Raw genomic sequence first — 20,687 nt, forward strand, 5'->3', positions numbered from 1 at the left:
ATGAACAGACAGAGAAGATCACTTATTGTCCTGTAAGGTGATCTTCTTGGTTTCTTCAAAAGAGGAAACGAATTTGAATTTTAACTTAGCTATGGATGTAGCTTTTTATTATGATCAACTTTATGTAAGCGCATACTTTTAACGGTAGATCAACTGAAGGGAGTAGATCTCTAGCATGGTTAAAAAGATATTATTTCAATTCATGCTGTTTTCATTGTTGTATTTCTCAATTTCTGCGGTTAGTTTTGCGTCTTCCATTGTAATTGATAATGGGGATGAAGGGTATGAGGAGAACGGTAAATGGGAGAAGAGTGGTGTGCTGGGTTATAAAGGTTCTGGATCAAGATATACAACCGAACCAGGGAGTTGGGCAAAGTGGACCCCGAAAATTCAGAATCCAGGAGAGTACGAAGTATTTATCTACAGCCTTGTCAATGCCGCTAGTGAGAGTAACGTCGAAATTGAGGTTGTACACGAAAATGGAACGGATCTTATATTTCAGAATTGGAAAGCTGGGACGCCAGGTTCATTAAGTTCATCAGGTTGGGTTAGTCTAGGGGTTTATACTTTCACCGAAGAGAATTCGGGATATGTAAAGATAACTAAAAACTCAAAGGATCGGAATTTATATACACGGGCGGATGCAGTGAGATTTGAAGATTTGAATCCTCAGGTACCAGAGGAGCCAGAAGTAGTACCATCAGCGACCTATTATATTGATCCTTTTAATGGAAATGATTTAAATACTGGAACTAATGCGGATGCTGCATGGCAAACTCTTGAAAAGGTCAATTCTGTTGTTTTCCAGCCAGGAACTAAGCTTCTATTTAAAGCTGGAGGGTATTGGAAGGGACAGTTGAAGCCTCAAGGATCGGGTAGTGATGGAAACCCTATCATTATTGATCGATATGGAACAGGCAATAAACCTATTATTGATGGAGATGGAATAATTGATGAGGGGGTAGTACATCTTTTTAATCAGGAGTATTGGGAAATTAATAATTTGGAAATTATCAATGACGCTCCAGAAGCGGCGAGTAGGTACGGCATTTATATTCAAATGGACAATGAAGATAGTGAGAATCCTTTAACAGCAGATCATATTTATGTTAAGGATTGTTATGTGCATAATGTTAAAGGTGATAATCGGAGTCCCCATACAGGGGTAGGCATATTTTATTATGTGACAAGTGCGGATACCTCGACTTTTAATGATATTTTAATCGAGAATAATACAGTTAAAACCGTTGACCGATCGGGAATTATTCTGAGAAGTCCAGATGGAACATTTAGTACGAATGTAGTGATTAGAAGCAACTTTGTTGAAGACATAGGCGGAGATGGGATCGTTGCAAAAACGAGTAAAGCGCCTCTAGTAGAATACAATATAGCAAAGGATACCTCAGCAAGAGCTAATAATGCTAACGTTGCGATATGGACCTGGTACACGGAGGATGCTACCGTTCAATACAATGAAGCCTATGGCACAAAACGTCTGCCTAATAATTTAGACGCCCATGGTTTTGATAGTGATTTTAATAATCGTCGGAATATCTTCCAATACAATTATAGTCATGATAATGGCGGGGGCTTTATGCTTATCATTAACGCTACTGAAGGCGGTTATAATGATTCTACTATTGTTAGATATAATATTAGTCAGAATGATAAGGCAAAGGTAATTGAATTATTAGGTGATAATACGAATGCTCAAATTTACAATAACACTATCTATCTGGATAGCTTATCCAACGCATTGATGGTACGAGTTAGTAACTATTTCGGCATTCCGAAGTCAGCAAGCTTTTATAATAATATATTTTATAATTTAGGAAGTGGCAGTTATGAATTTCCTAAAGTAGAAAACTTTTTGTTTGATACCAATATCTTTTATGGCATGTCGCCACCGGTTTCAACAGAGGAAGCGGACATTACTGTCATAAATTCGGTATACGGTGATCCAAAGCTGGTGAACCCTGGTTCTGGCGGAATGAACATCGATTTTGGCGATCCGAACAGACTTAGTGGGTATAAGCTACAATTGGATTCATCTGCGATCAACGCTGGTCTAGTTATCGAGAACAATGGAGGAATCGATTTCTGGGGAAATTCATTGTACAATGGGCAGCCGGATATTGGGGCATTTGAATATCATCCCGAGACTAACAGTGGGTCAGGCAACAATGGCAACGGAAATACGGGATCAGGAAGCAATATCATATATGTTACCCCAACTCTTCCGCCCTCTAGTGAAGATGCTTCACTTTATATACCAAAAGATACTGAGCTTCGGAAAGATTCTATGAAGGATGGAAATAAAGCAGTAAATGTCGTGATTGATAGTAGTCGACTAGCTCGAAAATTAGCTGATCTAAGCGTTAAGGATAAACCCACACTAACAATCGATATACCAGGGGGTCATTCATCGGTCGCTGTTCAATTACCACTGTCTATATTGTATAACAGTCTTAAAGATAATTCAGAAACTGTGATAACTGTAAAAAGTGACTTAGGTTCATTCGATTTTCCGCTTGAAATATTGAAGCGCAAAGAAATCGAGGCTGTGAATGCTTCTGATACAGGTGCCGCTCTGATCGTCCGTATGGATAAGAATAATACACAGATGACACAGCAGTTTGATCAAGCGTTTGCCAATCAAGGATTAGGTCGTTTAAGCGATATTTTTGAGTTCAAAGTATTTCTTAAATCTAATGATAAAGTAGAAGAAATTCGTAACTATGGCGACAAATTTATTACACAAGTGCTGAAAGTAAATAAAGCTATTAAGAATACTTCGCGAGTTACTGCAGTTGTTTACGATCCGGTTAGTGGGAAATTGAAGTTTATTCCATCGTTCTTCACTGTGAAAAATGATCAGACAGAAGTGGTGATTAACAGCAATACAAGTAGTTTGTACACCATTGTTCAATACGAGAAAGTATTTGAAGATATGGATGGACACTGGGCAAAAAGGGATGTGGAGAGCTTGGCTGCCAAAATGGTTATCCAAGGAACAACAAACCGCTTGTACTCACCAGATATGCAGGTTACACGTGCACAGTTCGCAGCTCTTCTCGTAAGGGCACTAGGATTGTCTTCGGATTTCGTTTCTAATTCATTTGCGGATATTACTTCTTCAGTGTGGTATGCATCAGAAGTCAATGTCGCTGCGAAAAATGGCTTGGTTCAAGGAACGGGTGAAGGTGAATTCGATCCTGATAGCCTTATCACGAGAGAGCAAATGGTCGTTATGATGATGAATGCTGTTCGATTAATCGAGGGGGATGGGGGAACCGAAGTATCCAGTAATATTCCTTTTGAAGATAAAGAACAGATATCAGACTATGCATACGGTGCTATAGGAGCTGCTTTAAATGAAGGCCTGATAACTGGAAGGACGGCAACAACCTTTGCTCCACAAGACGCTGCGACACGTGCTGAAGCTGCTGTCCTCTTAAAGCAAGCCATGCAATATTTGAGGCTTATGAATTAAATTAAATATCTGGAATATCTGAGTTAAAGGTTGATTTAATATCAACCTTTAACTTTGATGATCTAAAAATATTTAAAGTTCATTCCTATGTGAGAGGAGTGTTATCTTTGATGAAGACGTTCATTATACTAGTGACAGTTATTGTTGCTTTGCTATCCTTATTTCTTATTGCACCGTCTTCCAATAATGATGTTGAAGATATTCAAACCGTAGCGACAATGAATGGTGAACCGATTCAAATCCCAGAATTCATGCTTATTTTGAACAATAATTATGTTGCAAAAACATATAATTATTTTTCAAATAACTACGGTGTCAAAAATTACAAAGATTTTTGGACAACAGTCTATGGTAACGAAAAACCTATAGACTATGCAAAGAGTTTGGCCTTGAAAGAGTTGATTAGAATAAAATCAGAACAAATATTGATGAAAGAGTATGGAGTGGCTAACGATATTTCTTATGGATCCTTCTTGAATGAACTTGAACAAGAAAACAAACGGAGAAAAATAGCAGTTGATAATAATCAGGTTATATACGGTCCGATTGAATATAGCGAGTATCAATATTTTTCACATGTATTTGCTAATCATGTTGTAGAGCTTAAGAAAAAACTTGAAAAAGAAACCTTTAATATTAATGAAAGCGACTTAAGAGCGTTATATGAAAATGTAAAAGAAGAGTACTTCATGGATTCATATCAAATAAAAGTAGAAAAAATAAGTATGAAAAAAAGTAAGAACGCAGACAAGGTAATGAAGAACTTGTTAACAAGTCTACAAAATGGATATTCTTTTAAACAATTAAGTAATGCTAATCAAGAGATCTTGTTTGAAACACAGACCTTCAATGAAACTACATCAAAAACGGATTATGATGTAAATCCACAACTTCTTAATGAAGCCAAAAAAATAAGCGTTGGTGAGATTAGTAATATTATAGAAGAAAATAACACTTTAACAATTATAAGATGCATAGAAAATAAAGATAGAGGTTTTCAAGAGTATGACAAAGTTAAGGAGCAAGTCAAAACCCAAATCATAGATGAAAAATATGAGGAACTGATTCATAATAAAATAGAACATGCGGATGTGGAAATTTCCGATGTTGTGTTTAATAATTTAATCGTAGAGCAGTAGAGAATTCTACAATGAAGATGGGGCTCAAATCAGGTTTGAATGGAATAAATGCTTGCGTTTTAGTTATATCGAAGTTATTATAGACTCCTAAAGCCTTTAATTGGTTTACTGAATGAAATATTCAAAGCGGTGGGCACCGACTCAGACGGAAGCAGATCTTCTTTCTGGATATCATCCGTGCGATCCGTTCTTTTTTTGGGAATATTACAGATAACATAAGTCTCTAATATCTTTAATATAAATTGAAAAGCGAAAGGGAGAATTAGTATGACTCATGATTGTGTAATTATTGGTGGAGGACCGGCAGGTCTAAATGCTGCTCTGGTGCTAGGCAGGGCAAGGAAAAGTGTGGTTGTTATTGATGAAGGACGCGCACGTAATAGGGTTACTCGAGAAACGCATGGCTTTCTTACTAGAGATTCTATAAGTCCAAGCGAATTTAGGAGGATTGCGAAGGAGCAGATTAGTGCCTATCCATCCGTTACTTTTGCGGAAGATACCGCCATATCGATTACGGGAACCGATGGCGATTTTCAAATTACGACGGTTCAAGGTCAGACCTATAAAAGTAAAAAGGTGCTCTTCGCCATAGGGATGAAGGACCTCCCGATGGATATTAAGGGACTCTCAGACGTATATGGTAAAAGCGCCTTTATCTGCCCCTATTGTGATGGATGGGAACTAAGAGATCAGCCTCTTGTCGTAATTGTTAAGGGAGCCGATGCAACGCATATGGCCCAAGTGTTATCTGGTTGGACGAAAAAGATTACCATATGTACTAATGGATCTGATGACTTGACGGATGCACAACGCGAAGAGCTAAATCAACATAACATTCCTGTCTATGACTCACCGATTCAGTCGATCGAATCTGACAATGGCATGGTGCAGCAAGTTGTGTTGAAGGATGGTACTAGCATCGGATGTACGGGGATATTTTTTAGGCCGAAGCTCATGATCGGGTCGGGTTTGCCACAAGCCATTGGTTGTGAACTCACAGAAACAGGAGCAGTCATCATCGATAATCTCGGTAAAACGAACGTTCCAGGCGTTTATAGTGCCGGTGATGCAGCAACACATCTTCATCAAGCCATTATTGCCGCTTCTATGGGCTCCTTAGCTGGGGTCGGCATTAACAACGAGCTGAATGAAGAGGAATGGCGTAACGTATGATGCTATTGTACAAAATAGTCTAATTCATTTATTCCCTTGAGCTGAATCTACATCCAGATTAATATAGAAACTAGCTATATTTATTCTGAGAGGGGTAGTTCAAAATAAAAATTGGATTCCTAATTGTTGATATGCAAAATCTTTTCTTACACGATCATATGGAGAAATTAAATGTAAGTGAGGCTTGTGAATACATTAATCATGTGTCTGGGTTACTTCGTGCGAAGGACCAAATCGTCATCCATATACAAGACATGGAAGGGGCGAATTCGGATACAGATCCAGAAGCAAGAAATAGTATACCGGAAATTACAGTAGCACCCACGGACATCCAGATGGCGAAAGAATTCTCTAATGCTTTTTGGAAAACGGATTTGGAACAACTGCTACGTGAACATGGTGTTGAATTCATCATCGTTGCGGGCTTCGCCGCAGAACATTGTGTAACCTTTACTATTAACGGTGCACAAGAAAGAGGCTTTCAAGCAGCCCTTTTACAGAAGGCAATCCTTAGCACACGGCCAGATGCTATTACCTCGATTTACCGTGATCGGCATATGATCTCTTACCCGGTGATCGAATTCTTAATGGAGACCATTGCTTAAGATTCTACTAATAGAAGCTATTGTTTATAATTGGAGTTACGTATTAGATAACTAATATGTAACTTCTTTTATTATTGTAAAAAATACATATGGAGGTAATTAAGTTTGAGTACTCACTACTATCTCAGTTGGTTTAATAATTTTTTTCCAGAGAAGCTGGTCCATTGTTTGCATGAGGATATACAAGACAGAAAATCGCTTGTTATGATTAGCGCTGAACCGTCTGGTTATACAGGGGAGCAAATTAACATTGATGATGTTTCTGAATGTACATGGTTAAATCAGGCTAACATTATTTTTGATGAATATCATTTCATTGATTACCGCATGCAGAAGGAAGATGCCCAGCGATTAACTCACAACGCTTCTGTCATTTTTTTATGCGGTGGAGATCCTGTTTTGCAAAACGATTTTTTGGCGGATTATGAATTATCAAATGTTATTAAGAACAGCAATGCCGTTATAATGGGTGCCAGCGCCGGTGCGATAAACATGGCTGCAAAATGGTTATGCTTGAAAAACACTGGCAATGAAGTTGAAACAAGTACTATTAATGATGGTATTGGCTTTGATCATTTTGCCTATGAATCTCATTCTAAACGCGACTACGCTACGTTTGTTCAAGGTTACCTGTTCCCCTTGTCTGAAGAGATTGATGTTTATGCGGCAGAACAGGAGAGTGCAATGCGTGTAAAGGACGGCAAAATAGAAATAATGGGTCCTCTATATTTAATTTCCCACTCAAAGATTCAGAAATTGGTTGAGACGCTCTAATTAGGCTTACAGCGAATCATCTCAGGTTTTTAAAATCCCCAGGACTTATTGTTGGGCAAAAATGATAAATTTTTTAGACCGCCTTCAATGGCGGTCTTTCTATGTCCGGCAGATGCTAGCTGCCCATTTTATTGAAGTAAGGGGCAGGATAACTCAGTAATTTCGCGAATAAGACGTTATAAGAAATCAGCGAGAAACTATAAGGAGCAGAAAACATGAAATGCCCTCACTGTAACAACGAATTAAATGAACTTCCTTTATGTTACGGAAGTGAAGCACCATATTATTTTTACACTGTACCAGAAGAGAAAAGAACAGAATTAATTAGAGATTTTTGTGTAATTGATGAACAGCATTTCTTTATTAGAGGACATATTGAAATACCAGTAATTGATAGTAAAGAGAAATTTATATGGAGTGTTTGGGTTTCTCTTATTGAAGAGAACTTTTTGAAATCTAATGAATTATTGCACGTAGAAGGAAGGGAAACTGAAGAACCTTATTTTGGTTGGTTATCGACTGAACTTTCAATATATCCAATAACTACATTATCGTTAAAGACAATGGTACATACACAAGAAGTTGGTGCTGTTCCGTTAATAGAATTAGAACAAACGAATCATCCACTTGCAGTTGAACAAAGAGAAGGAATTACAATGGAGAGAGTTAAAGAAATTGCTCATTTAATTAATCATAGTCTGTAAGAGAAGAATTTGAAAGAAAGTATGGTCGAAAAAGCTGCCGTGCCGACAGCTTATAAAATCGTATCTACGCCGCGTCGCCGCTCTCCTTGGTCTGCTAAGGGGTTTCGGTGAAACGTAATCAGCAGACAACCCCCCCAAGGCTAAATCCATTGGACTCGGTGCGTAATGTCGATTAAGCTAGCGGGGCACATTAGTGGAATAGCGGTTGCTTCGGCAGCCATTTTTTTATTTGTTCAACTAACGGGCAGGTTAGTGAAACCACACAGTTTTCTCTAACGTATAATCATTATTCAAATTTTTCCAATATGGCTCATACAGAGGTGAACTTGGCTGGAGCATTTTTATGACTTGGTTCAATTGGCGTTCTCGATCGCTCTCATCTATTCCTTAGTGTCAATTCCATTCACCTATTTTTCTACACAAGAGATACACTGGGGTTATGAAATTGCTCCAGCCGGTTTAACTTGGTTTGTAGCTGTCAGACTGTCACAACCGAGCAGCATTCAGCGGTGGATAGTACGTACCGCCAGACGAAGAGAAGCACCTAATGAAGAAGACCATAGTCCTTCCCCACATTGATATTCCATACTTTCAATTAGGGAGGACAACGATGAAAAAGATTTTGTTGTTTCAAAAATGGGCCAAGCCCATTCTCGTCATGTTGATTGGAGTTATTCCGATCATTGTGCTCAGCGGGTGTTCGACAGCATCCCAATCAAACTCGATTAATGCCGATTCAGCAGGGGTATTTAACCACTTTTTTATTTATCCATTTTCGATCTTGATCAAATTCTTCGCGAATGCATTTCACGGAAACTACGGATTATCGATCGTGCTGATGACTTTCATCATCAGACTCGTGATCATGCCGCTCATGATGAATCAAACCAAGAAACAAATGGACATGAAAGAAAAGATGGCCGTCCTCCAGCCGGAGTTAACTGCACTTAAGGAGAAGTATAAGAACGACGTCAGTGCGGATGCAAAAAAACAACAGCAAGTCGAGATGATGCAGCTCTACCAGAAGCATCAATTTAATCCCTTAAATATGGGGTGTTTACCGATGCTTCTCCAATGGCCGGTCACCCTCGCATTTTACTACGCCATTCGTCGTACCCCAGAGATTGCAGCGGACGATTTTCTGTGGTTTAGCTTGGGGAAAACAGATATGATTTTGCCGCTTATTGCCGCTGCGGTGTATTACGTTCAGTTCCGCGTGTCTCAATCCGTTTCAGCGCAGTATCAGCAAAATCAAAATAACCAAATGGCTTTCATCGGATTGTTGTCACCGATCATGATGGGTGTATTTTCTTTTCAGATGCCCGCCGCGTTACCATTATATTGGGCAGTTGGCGGTATATTCATTATCGTGCAAACGATCATACTCAATAAAATGTACACGAAGCCAAATGTAGTGAGTAAAAACTTACCCACCGGTGTAGAAGATTTATAAAATTGAACCAGGTCATAAAACAATACTAAATACAAGGCATCTGAGGCGCGACCTCAGATGCTCTGTTTTTTATGTTGGCGGCTCGTTAACGGGGAACATAGTTCAACATAATGAGAAAAATGAAAGGGCCATCCCACAAAAGGATGGCCCTAAAACTTACCGTTACAGACAGCGCGGAGAACCGTATCATAAATAACGATTAAGCTAATGGCAAACTATAGCTAAATAACACCAGAACGAAGCTGCCGACTTGAATCGGCAGCTTTGTTCTGCTAACGGGCAGTTTTGTACAAGAGAAAATGATAAGCTGGAATAAACACTTGCAGTACTGATGGGAGAAAAAGGTGAATATATGGATTCAAATGAACTAAAACCTTTAATGAACAACACAAAATGGGAAGAAATAAGACAAGCAATGCTCAACTATGCCTTTCCAACCAAATGGAGGACTAAAAACATTGATACTGGCTATATCAGCCTTTGGGATGGAGATTGGTATTACCATTTTTCAGATGGCGGCTACAAATTAATTGAGTGGTTAGAAATTCATGCTGAAGATGACTTGATAAAAACTGATTTAATTCAAATCCTGAAAAAAATACATGTTCCAGGTGAAGTAACTACCGACTCCATCATAATTTATGGATATAACAAAACTAATGAATTCATTGATTATATTTGAATAATTACACCAACGGGTAGCGTTAGCTCAAATACGATTAGGCAGCCGTCAGTCAACGCGATCAGCTACCTTTATTCAACTAACGGGCAGGTTAACGCTATAAACCTCTTAGGATTAGTATGCTTAGGTAAAAGAAGTATTCTCCTGAATTCTCTAATGTAAATAAATACAAATTCCACTTCAGTTAATCCATTTTCTATACATATTTTTAAGAGTATATTGAGGTAAATAAAGTGATTATTCACTTTGATAAATCCGAAATTGCTATGTCGGTATTATTTTATGGCTTCGTAAGGATTGCAAAACCATCGAAATATGGGAGTTTAAAACAGATGTTGTACCGTAGTTAGTTTTATGAAAGGAAGGTACAGGGGTGAGTATTTATTACGCTTCAAGCAAAGAGGATATCACTAAGGATGCACTCCAAGAGTTATTTCTTTCAGTAGAATGGGAGTCTGGCAAGTACCCAAACGAGCTTTTACAAGCAATCGGAGGATCTCATTCAATTGTTACCGCTTGGGAAGGAGGAAAGCTTGTCGGTTTAATAAATGCTTTGTCAGATGGTGTTTTAACGGTATATTTTCATTATATGCTTATTAATCCTAGTTATCAGAGTATCGGTATAGGTAAGGAAATGATGAATATAATGCTTGATAGATATAAAGGGTGTAAAACAAAAGTATTAATTTCTTATCCTCATGCAGTGGATTTCTATAATAAATTTGGCTTTAATACAGAGGATGGAGCTACACCAATGTTTATCTCAGAGTTGATATAATTGATGGTATAATTTTCGTATACAAATAATTACATAAATTAGATCCTTATAAAAAAGGGGAATGAGCAATATGGCAAATATCGAGCACTTGCAGACCGTGAATGTTCCAGCTTCAAAGGTATATGAAGCATTAACCACTGCAAAAGGACTTTCAGAAATATGGACAAATGAACTAATAGTCAATGATCAGATCGGTTGTATAAATGAGTTCCTATTCGGCGGAAAAGGCTTAACAAAGATGCGAGTTGATGAGCTTGTTCCCGATAAAAAGATTTTGTGGCAGTGTGTTGATTCAGATCCAGAATGGATAGGTACGACAATTTATTTTGATATGAAGGAAAAAAACGGGAAAACTTCAATCATTTTTCGTCAGATGAATTGGGAGGAAGTGACCTCATTTTATCGCGTATGTAATTATAACTGGGCTATTTTTTTGTACAGTCTTAAACAGTATTGCGAAGAAGGCGAGGGTCTTCCGTATCATAAACGGAAGTTTTAGAACCATTGAAAACACGGATGGGTGACTAAAGTACATGATCCCGAGAACTGATTTCGAAAGTACTGGGTAAGTACGAAGAAGTTGTCACCCAAGTCTTGACAATCCTTCGTTCAACAAACGGGAAACCATAGTTCTATAATTAGCGGTAGTTTAAGATTTTAAAATGCCTTGAACAGCTGATGAATGAAAACGATTGAACTTTTGTATTTAAACCATTAATTTTTTATATTTTTAGCCTAAAAGATGCATTGACCCGGAAAAGGTTGGAGCCTATAATCATAAACAGGGAAAATTCATTAGATATGGAGCTATCTGTAACCTGAGGATTTCTCAATAGTTCTATTTGTAAACGCATACAATGAGGTTTTTCCATATTTTCTAAGAAGGAGGAGATTGGATAAGTTAGATTTTTTCTTTTTTTCTCATTTTTGCAAACGTTTGCACAACGTAATTTGCACTTAAATTAATGAGGAGGTTATTTAATTGGTACGAAAACAATCTAGGCGGTTTGTTTCTTGGTTGATCATTTTTTCGCTAATCTTTAGTTTATTCGGTTTATCGGGCGGGGCTTCAGCCAGCAACACTGATTATACAGTCTCCTATACGAACACCACAGCATCTTCTGTGACACTGCATTGGACTACGAATAATTGGACGAATACTACGGACACAGTCATGTCTAAAAGTGGGACCACGTTTACGGCCAACCTCAATGTGCAAGAGGGCGCAACACTCATTTATTGTTATCACATCACAGCCCCGACGGATAGCTGGGACAGCAACGGAGGGAAGAACTGGACGGTAGTTATTCCGGTTGCTGGGAAGTATGAAGCTGAGAGCGCAGCCTTGTCAGGTAGCGCAAAAATAAATACGAATCACACCGGATATACCGGCACTGGTTTTGTTGATGGATACACAACCACAGGAGCAACCACCACCTTCAATGTTCATTCTTCCGCTGCAGGCGCCTATATTGCCACGCTTCGCTACGCCAATGCGACTGGCAGTGCCAAGCAAGTTTCCATTTATGTGAATGGAGCAAAGGTAAAGCAGACCACTTTAGCGAACTTGGCAAACTGGGATGCATGGGGGGACCAAACAGAAACGCTCTCCTTACAGGCAGGAAATAATACGATCGCTTACAAATATGACTCGGATGATACTGGGAATATCAATATCGACTATCTAACTCTTTCAGCCACAGCAACGCCAACGCCTACCGCAACACCAACACCAACGCCAACAGTGACTCCTACGCCAACACCAACCGTAACACCAACGCCAACAGTGACGCCTACACAAACACCAACCGTAACACCTACACCAATAGTGACACCAACACCAACCGTAACACCTACACCAACTTCGGCTGGCTTAACAGTTCATTTTAAGAAACCAGCAAACTGGAGCTCAACGATCCGAATCCATTACTGGAATCTGAGTCCGACAACGGTTCCAACAAGCGGAGCTTGGCCAGGAATTCTGATGAAATCGGACGGAAACGACTGGTACAGCTATACTATTGCCAACGCCACCGGCACAAGCCTTATCTTTAATGATGGCAACGGCAAACAGACCGCCGACTTATCCCGCAGTATAAAAGAGGGCTGGTATTCCTCGGATAATGTGTGGTATGACGCTAATCCAGAAATTCCGAAGATCCCTGTGATTTCAGTCTCTCCTACACCGAAGACATATGATTCTGCCCAAACTGTGAAGCTCTCCAGTATCAATACTGGCGATAAAATCTACTATACGACAGACGGGTCGACACCTACGACATCCTCTACCTTGTATACCACTCCAATCCAAGTGGCCTCTACTATGACTATTAAGGCTTTTGGTGTTAACTCCATCGGTCAAGCAGGCAGTGTAGGCACCTTTGCTTATGTCATTGACCTAAATCTCGACCTGCAGGCCCCAACGATAACCGCGAATTTACCTGTTGGGAATTCAAGCTCTGCCGTTACCGTCTCTTTTAATATAAAAGATAACAAAGCAGCAACGACCACCGCATATTACACAGATAATGGGACGGAACCAACTACCAGTTCAAATCTCTATGTCTCGGGCAATGCTTTAACTGCTCTGGCAGGACCGTCCATTCTTATTAATAAGACGACGACACTGAAATTCCTGGTGGTTGATGGTGCCGGAAATGAAACAAAACAGAGCTTTGTCTATACGATTGGAAATAAAGGCGATTTCCGTGAAGACACCATTTATTTCGTAATTACTTCACGATTCTATGATGGTGATCCGAGTAACAATGTACATTCATGGGAGGATGCTAAAGCAGGAAATCCGGATTCAGACCCAGCTTGGAGAGGTGACTTTAAGGGACTGATTCAAAAGCTCGATTACATCAAAGCGCTTGGATTCAGTGCTATTTGGATTACGCCAGTGGTGCAGAATGCTAGCGGGTATGATTATCATGGCTACCATGCGATTAATTTTTCCAAAGTAGATCCAAGGTATGAATCAGCGGGAGCCTCTTATCAGGAATTGATTAATGCAGCTCATGCCAAACGGATAAAGGTTATTCAGGATGTTGTTGTGAATCATACCGGTAATTTTGGGGAAGAAAATCTGTTGCCTATGTTCAAAAAAGATCCGACTGCAGCGGACACCGTAAATAACATGCTTAAAATTACGGATAAACTGCCAGCTAACTATGATACGATGACCCCTGATCAGCAATATCAGGCCAGACTCGCAATCATGAAAAATGCGGAAACCAACAATAACATGTATCATACCGAAAAAAGTCTTTCCTGGGAATCTTACACCGTACAGACAGGACAGATTGCAGGAGACGCTGTGGACTTGAATACGGAAAATCCTGTATTGAATCAGTATCTAATTGACAGCTATAATCAGTATATTGATATGGGTGTTGATGCTTTCCGGGTCGATACTGTGAAGCATGTAAGTCGGTATATTTTTAACAAATACTTTGTTCCTGCTTGGAAAACAAGAGGGGGCTCAAACTTCTTTGTCTTTGGTGAAGTGGCTACTCGGTACAGAGATGTATGGAATAGTGGAATTCCGGCAATATCGACTCCATTCTATACATGGAAAAGCTCGAAAGCCTATCCGGGTGATGGACAAAATGACTACGCTTCCAACAAGCTGTCAGTGGAACAAGAGTGGGCAGATAACTCTACTACAGCAGGGCAGCCAACCTCGAACAATGCTTTTTTAATAGGCAATAATTATCACGCGCCTGACTATTCGATGAAATCGGGTATGGATGTTATTGATTTCCCGATGCATTGGGCATTCAAGACTGCACAGGAAGCATTCAGTATGAAGAGCGGTGATCAATATTATAACGATGCTACTTGGAATGTAACTTATGTTGACTCTCATGACTATGCACCTGACCAAGCCCCAGAGAATCAACGATTTGCAGGGACACAAGACACTTGGGCTGAGAATCTCTCGCTGATGTTCACCTTCCGGGGAATACCTGCGATCTATTATGGTTCTGAAATCGAGTTTAAAAAAGGATCAGTCATCGATGTAGGCCCGAATGCACCACTTAGCTCAACAGGGCGTGCTTACTTTGGAGATCAAATTGAGGGTAGCGTTACTGTTCAGGACTACGGTAAGTATACAAATGCTACTGGCACACTTGCCGATTCATTAAACTATCCTTTGGCAAAACATATTAGACAACTCAATTTAATCAGAAGAGCTGTTCCAGCCTTGCAAAAAGGCCAGTATTCCACAGAAAATGTATCCGGTGATTTGGCATTTAAAAGAAGATATACCGATAGCGCAAAAGGTATTGATAGCTTTGCGTTAGTTACGATCTCAGGAAATGCGACATTTACCGGAATTCCGAACGGAACTTACGTGGATGCGGTGACTGGCGATACCAAAAACGTTACTAACGGTACAATCACTCTGGTATGCTCTGGAAAAGGAAATGCTAGAGTGTATGTATTGAACGGTAGCGGTGGAATAGGAGTAACCGGAACCTACCTGAAGTAGTATAAAGTCTTTTAGTAAAAAGAGAAGAAGCAACCTCAGTTCGGATTGTTCACCGATCTAAGGTTGCTTCTTCATATACAACTTAATCATTTAATCCTTTTCCATCCAGAATTTGCGGCATCCATTTTTCAACCCTAGATACTCGAGTTTTGGATTGCTTGGGTTCAGAAAAATGATGAAGGTATGCTCTTTGCCGCCCGGGCGTCAAGGCTTCAAAAGCATTTTTCAAGGCAGGCATTTCATCAAGTTTAGTTTGAAATTCATCAGGAATGATGAAATCTGTATTCTTTTTGAATTCCACTTCCAAACCAGCTTTTTCAACTTCGATGGCTTCATAAATATATTCTTTTATGATGCTTTCTTTTTCAAGGATTTCTTGAACATTGGTGAAACGGATCTGGCGTGCAGCTTGTACATTCTCCGTTTGTTGAATCAGAATCCCATGGGTATCCTTTAATAAGACACCTTTATGAAACAGCAGTGCAATATATTCTTTAAATCCATGGATTAAGACTATGTTTTTGTTCTCAAACGTGTAACAAGGATGCATCCATTTAAAGTCTTCGGTCAGCTCACAGTCAAGAACGATATTTCTCAACGTCTCGTATTCTTCCTGCCACTGTTTTACTTTCCTTAGAAATCCGTCCACCTTCGGATTCGTTTTACTATTAGTCATTAAGGAACACCCTTCTTCCTCGTAATCATATTAAGATTTCAACTTGCTTAGCTTGTCCCTTTTGTGGCTGATCTAATTGCATAGTTTGCATACAGACACTAGTAAAGCTAACATAATATTAGATGTCTCTTATGGAAATGGCTAGTAAAACTTATGTTAGCGAGGTATTTATGAACCGAATAGAAGTATCAATGTTTAATGCAAACTTCCTGCCACTTCATAAGCCAGTGATATTGTTGATCGCAAAATTCTTTAGATATACATTGTAATCCTTGGCACTGTACTATTCTTGAGATAATTTGAAAATGTCTGATCGCAATAAAATCGAAAATCGCAAGAATCTCCTGGTCGCTCAGTGTGCGTATTTTACTATATCCTTTATAAAAGCGTTCGTATAAACGTAAGGTTTGATCATACATTGATTCATGAAATTCATTAAAATGGGTATCATCACACATATATGCAACATCCATACTCGAATAATCACCTGAAGCGTCGTCAAAGTCAAAGAGAACATATTCGCCATGCTCGTTTCTGATCATATTTCCCGTATGAAGGTCACCGTGACAAAAGTTTTTTGGGAGCCTAGTGATGCGTTCCCATAATTCATTACCGTATTGATTAAGTTCTAGAATTTTTTCTGGATCAAAATGGAGTTCTTTCATATTGGAGATATAGCCATCGATGTAATCGACTTTCGTCCTGTTAATAAGTTTATTGGGATATAGTTTCATTAGGTTATGGAGTTCTGCAATCTGATTTCCGATACTCTCGGCCTCAAGCTTAACCTCGGGCATTGCGCCCTCGACATAATCGTATAATATACCTACGCAGCTACCAACCTGATTACTAAGCATAATATGGCTATCATTTTCGACAGTTCTAACCACAGATACTGCTGGATATGAATTTGCTTTTAAATAATCTAAGATCTGAACCGTCTGCAAGGCGTCATCCGATTTAAAGTTACGGTATATTTTAAACATATACTTTTGTTCTTGATTCTGTAAGTAATATACTTTACCGATCATTTCTCGATGAAGTTCGATATTCTCTATATTTATTTGATAGGCTCGCTTGATTTCACCGATAAGACTATCAACTTTCATAAGCTGAATTCTCCTTTGAGTAGAACTTGGGCTATATAAATTATCTTTACTGTATATCCAATATGTAAATACTAACGATAGCTTATGTCACAAACAAATATACGGAAGTATTTTACAATAATGACAGCGAAGTTGAATATGGGCTGTTCAGCGATATTTTTTATGATAGGTGACAAATAACTTTTGTTTGGAGAGATAAACATTGAATACAATTACCGTCGATTTAGTTGCAAGATTAATTAATGAACAATTTCCCGCGTGGTCCGATTTAGAGATTAGGCCAGTAAAATTCAGCGGGAATGATAATCGTACGTTTCATTTAGGTGAGCATATGAGCGTGAGGTTACCAAGTGCAGCAGCTTATGCTCCACAAGTAGAGAAAGAGCAACAATGGTTGCCCATATTAAGTAAAGAACTCACGTTACCTATTCAAATACCATTAGTCAAAGGGGAGCCTAACGAAGAATATCCATTGCCGTGGTCTATCAATAAGTGGGTAGAGGGTGAGACATTAACGCACCAAAATATTAATGATCTTAACCAGTTTGCAAGAGATTTGGGAGCATTTTTAATTGAATTACAATCTATTGATGCTAGTAGGGGGCCTTTAGCAGGAGAACATAATTTCTATAGAGGTGGATCTTTAGCTGTATATGATGAAGAGTCTAGACATGCGATTGAGCATAATAAAGATATTTTTAAAGAAGATCTATTGAGAGAAATCTGGGAATTAGCATTAGATTCTAAATGGAATTCCAAGCCGGTTTGGGTTCATGGAGATATTGCGCCAGGGAATTTACTAGTCAAAGATGGAAAGCTGTGTGCAGTCATTGATTTCGGAATCTTGGGTGTAGGCGATCCTGCTTGTGATGCGGCAATGGCATGGACCTTTTTGGATGAGGATAGTAGAAAGGTATTCAAGGATGTATTACAGATGGATGAAGAGACTTGGAATAGAGCAAGAGGATGGGCTTTATGGAAAGCATTAATCACATATAATGGAAATAGATATTCTAACCCAAAGGTTGCGAGAGAATCTTTAAATATTATCAATCTAATAGCAGATGACTTCGAATTGTAGAAATTGCCCTACATAAAACATGTAAACTAACCCATACTAGTTCATAAGTATGATAATTTATGAACATTTAGCGACTGACAACGATTATCATATTAGAATTATTATAAATAACTTGACAGGCCTTAATTTGGTTAATTATAATAATTACAAATAGTATTCAGATATGTGATGTTTGCAGATTTGAATATTGTATCCACAAAAAATAAAACTTAAAGGAGATTTAAATAATATGTCACTTATCGGAACAGAAGTCCTACCATTCAAAGCAAGCGCATTTCAAGATGGGAAATTCATCGATGTATCAGAAGAAAACTTTAAAGGTAAATGGAGTGTAGTTTGCTTCTACCCAGCTGACTTTACATTCGTATGCCCAACTGAACTTGAAGATCTGCAAAACCAATATGAAACCCTGAAACAATTGGGTGTTGAAGTATATTCCGTTTCCACAGATACTCACTTTACACATAAAGCATGGCATGAAAGCTCTGCAGCTATTGGCAAGGTAAAATACATTATGATCGGCGATCCTTCTCATGTGATTTCCCGTAACTTTGATGTTCTGATCGAAGCTGACGGTCTTGCTGATCGTGGTACATTCATCATTGATCCAGACGGTATTATCCAAACCGTTGAAATTAATGCTGGTGGTATTGGTCGCGATGCTAGTGCACTTGTTAACAAAATCAAAGCAGCACAATATGTACGCAATCATCCAGGTGAAGTTTGCCCAGCGAAATGGTCCGAAGGTGCAGAAACTCTTAAACCAAGTCTCGATCTTGTAGGTAAGATTTAAGGAGCGAAAGCTAAATGAAATTAGATCAAGAAATAAAAGCTCAACTAGCTCAATACCTAGAACTCTTGGAAGGCGACGTAGTACTGAAAATCAGTGCAGGCTCTGACGAAGCATCTCAAGAGATGGAAGCGCTGGTTGATGAAATTGCCAAAATGTCAGCTAGGATAACGGTAGAAAAAACCGAACTGCCTAGAACCCCAAGCTTTAGCGTAAATCGTGTGGGTGAAGATACGGGCGTAACCTTTGCTGGAACTCCGCTAGGACATGAGTTTACTTCACTAGTGTTGGCTCTACTGCAAGTTAGCGGAAGAGCGCCTAAGGTTGAGCAAAGTGTTATTGATCAGATCAAAAGCATTAATGGCGAATATAAGTTTGAAACTTATGTCAGCCTAAGCTGTCATAATTGCCCTGATGTTGTACAAGCACTGAACCTAATGAGTATCTTCAATCCTGGCATTACCCATACGATGATTGATGGCGGAGTGTTCAAAGAAGAGGTAGAACGCAAAGAAATTATGTCTGTTCCAAGCGTTTACCTTAACGGTGAATTTTTCGAAAGTGGTCGTATGACGGTTGAAGAAATTCTAGCTAAAATGGGTAGTACTGTAGACGCATCAGAGTTTGACAATAAAGCTCCTTATGATGTTCTTGTTGTTGGCGGTGGCCCAGCAGGTGCAAGTGCAGCAATTTACGCAGCGCGTAAAGGAATTCGCACAGGGATTGTAGCTGAACGCTTAGGCGGACAGGTTAACGACACACTTGGCATTGAGAACTTTATCAGTGTAAATTACATTGAAGGTCCTCAGCTAGTAGCTAAACTCGAAGAGCAAGTGAAAGAGTATGGCATTGATGTGATGAAGTTACAACGTGCCACACGTTTAGATAAGAATGATTTAATTGAAGTTGAACTCGAGAACGGTGCTGTTCTAAAGAGTAAGACGGTCATTCTGTCGACAGGTGCTCGTTGGCGCAATATGGGTGTGCCTGGTGAAGCTGAATTCAAGAATAAAGGCGTAGCCTACTGCCCACACTGTGATGGTCCTTTGTTTGCAGGCAAAGATGTTGCCGTTGTCGGCGGCGGTAATTCAGGGATTGAGGCAGCTATTGACCTTGCGGGTATAGTGAAGCATGTAACGGTTCTGGAATTTGCTCCAGAGCTCAAAGCAGATGCTGTACTGCAAGATCGTCTTTACAGCCTACCTAACGTTACTGTGCTTAAAAACGTGCAAACGAAAGAAATTACCGGAACTGATAAGGTAGATGGTATTTCTTATATCGATCGTGCGACAGAAGAAACTCACCATATTGAATTACAGGGTGTGTTTGTACAGATCGGTTTGGTTCCGAACACAGATTGGTTAGGTGACATGGTTGAACGTACTCGCGTTGGCGAGATCGTTGTAGATAGCCATGGTGCCACAAATGTACCAGGAGTATTTGCTGCTGGCGATTGCACTAATAGTGCTTATAAACAAATTATCATTTCGATGGGATCCGGTGCAACTGCAGCTTTAGGTGCATTTGATTATCTGATCCGCAACTAATCGATACTGTTAATTAAAGCAAGTAACCCAAAGCCCTCACTTTTCACAAGGTGGGGGCTTTTTTGTATGCTATCCGTATGTTATGAGAGAAAAAGGGGATTTGTAAACTTTTTTGGAGGATTTTATGAGAATTCCTCGAATACATATTTCAAATATGAATTAAGCAAAATTGAGAATTTAGCACG

Annotated in this window: 16 protein-coding genes; 14 read left to right on the plus strand and 2 right to left on the minus strand. The window is 39.2% G+C overall.

The genetic code is table 11. The features are described 5' to 3' along the window. Nucleotides 1–175 precede the first annotated feature (175 nt). From NSQ29_RS31385 to NSQ29_RS31435, 11 genes are all read left to right on the plus strand, one after another. Nucleotides 176–3,493 (plus strand): S-layer homology domain-containing protein, encoded by a 3,318-nt coding sequence (locus NSQ29_RS31385; protein ID WP_341126903.1) that lies wholly within the window; start codon nucleotides 176–178, stop codon nucleotides 3,491–3,493. Between the two features lie 131 nt (nucleotides 3,494–3,624). After that, the gene (locus tag NSQ29_RS31390) at nucleotides 3,625–4,632 is read left to right on the plus strand and encodes a peptidylprolyl isomerase (RefSeq protein WP_341126904.1); all 1,008 of its coding nucleotides are present in this window, start codon (nucleotides 3,625–3,627) and stop codon (nucleotides 4,630–4,632) included. Between the two features lie 267 nt (nucleotides 4,633–4,899). After that, a complete protein-coding gene (locus NSQ29_RS31395) occupies nucleotides 4,900–5,805 on the plus strand; it encodes an NAD(P)/FAD-dependent oxidoreductase (protein WP_341126905.1) in 906 nt (301 codons plus the stop codon). 110 nt (nucleotides 5,806–5,915) lie between these two features. Continuing rightward, on the plus strand, nucleotides 5,916–6,410 hold the full coding sequence (locus tag NSQ29_RS31400; protein ID WP_341126914.1) for a cysteine hydrolase family protein: 495 nt from the start codon (nucleotides 5,916–5,918) through the stop codon (nucleotides 6,408–6,410). Between the two features lie 105 nt (nucleotides 6,411–6,515). After that, nucleotides 6,516–7,184 (plus strand): cyanophycinase, encoded by a 669-nt coding sequence (locus NSQ29_RS31405; protein WP_341126906.1) that lies wholly within the window; start codon nucleotides 6,516–6,518, stop codon nucleotides 7,182–7,184. 215 nt (nucleotides 7,185–7,399) lie between these two features. Next, entirely contained in the window at nucleotides 7,400–7,888 is a 489-nt protein-coding gene (locus NSQ29_RS31410; RefSeq protein ID WP_341126907.1) for a DUF2199 domain-containing protein, read from the plus strand. A gap of 610 nt (nucleotides 7,889–8,498) precedes the next feature. After that, on the plus strand, nucleotides 8,499–9,341 hold the full coding sequence (gene yidC / locus NSQ29_RS31415) for a membrane protein insertase YidC (protein ID WP_341126908.1): 843 nt from the start codon (nucleotides 8,499–8,501) through the stop codon (nucleotides 9,339–9,341). Nucleotides 9,342–9,672: 331 nt separating this feature from the next. Then, nucleotides 9,673–10,023, plus strand: a complete 351-nt coding sequence (locus NSQ29_RS31420) for a DUF6678 family protein (RefSeq protein ID WP_341126909.1) — start codon at nucleotides 9,673–9,675, stop codon at nucleotides 10,021–10,023. A gap of 373 nt (nucleotides 10,024–10,396) precedes the next feature. Next, a complete protein-coding gene (locus NSQ29_RS31425) occupies nucleotides 10,397–10,801 on the plus strand; it encodes a GNAT family N-acetyltransferase (RefSeq protein WP_038573410.1) in 405 nt (134 codons plus the stop codon). Between the two features lie 70 nt (nucleotides 10,802–10,871). Then, the gene (locus tag NSQ29_RS31430; RefSeq protein ID WP_341126910.1) at nucleotides 10,872–11,300 is read left to right on the plus strand and encodes an SRPBCC family protein; all 429 of its coding nucleotides are present in this window, start codon (nucleotides 10,872–10,874) and stop codon (nucleotides 11,298–11,300) included. Nucleotides 11,301–11,783: 483 nt separating this feature from the next. Next, nucleotides 11,784–15,299: an alpha-amylase family glycosyl hydrolase gene (locus NSQ29_RS31435; RefSeq protein ID WP_341126911.1), complete on the plus strand. Its 3,516-nt coding sequence runs from the start codon at nucleotides 11,784–11,786 to the stop codon at nucleotides 15,297–15,299. 82 nt (nucleotides 15,300–15,381) lie between these two features. On the opposite strand, the gene NSQ29_RS31440 is transcribed toward NSQ29_RS31435, so the two are convergent. Beyond that, nucleotides 15,382–15,975: a YdeI/OmpD-associated family protein gene (locus tag NSQ29_RS31440; protein ID WP_339267314.1), complete on the minus strand. Its 594-nt coding sequence runs from the start codon at nucleotides 15,973–15,975 to the stop codon at nucleotides 15,382–15,384. 188 nt (nucleotides 15,976–16,163) lie between these two features. Then, entirely contained in the window at nucleotides 16,164–17,084 is a 921-nt protein-coding gene (locus NSQ29_RS31445; protein ID WP_340972923.1) for a phosphotransferase enzyme family protein, read from the minus strand. Nucleotides 17,085–17,286: 202 nt separating this feature from the next. Here NSQ29_RS31445 and NSQ29_RS31450 point away from each other — a divergent pair, with 202 nt between their 5' ends. The 3 genes from NSQ29_RS31450 to ahpF all read left to right on the plus strand — a co-directional run bounded on the left by NSQ29_RS31450 (nucleotide 17,287) and on the right by ahpF (nucleotide 20,502). After that, nucleotides 17,287–18,165 (plus strand): aminoglycoside phosphotransferase family protein, encoded by an 879-nt coding sequence (locus NSQ29_RS31450; RefSeq protein ID WP_341126912.1) that lies wholly within the window; start codon nucleotides 17,287–17,289, stop codon nucleotides 18,163–18,165. A gap of 229 nt (nucleotides 18,166–18,394) precedes the next feature. Continuing rightward, a complete protein-coding gene (gene ahpC, locus NSQ29_RS31455) occupies nucleotides 18,395–18,958 on the plus strand; it encodes an alkyl hydroperoxide reductase subunit C (protein ID WP_042192019.1) in 564 nt (187 codons plus the stop codon). A gap of 14 nt (nucleotides 18,959–18,972) precedes the next feature. Continuing rightward, nucleotides 18,973–20,502, plus strand: coding sequence for an alkyl hydroperoxide reductase subunit F (gene ahpF / locus NSQ29_RS31460; RefSeq protein ID WP_042192017.1), 1,530 nt, complete (start codon nucleotides 18,973–18,975; stop codon nucleotides 20,500–20,502). Nucleotides 20,503–20,687: the final 185 nt, after the last annotated feature.

It is taken from the genome of Paenibacillus sp. FSL F4-0236, from assembly GCF_038000135.1.
GTDB lineage: Bacteria > Bacillota > Bacilli > Paenibacillales > Paenibacillaceae > Paenibacillus_AQ.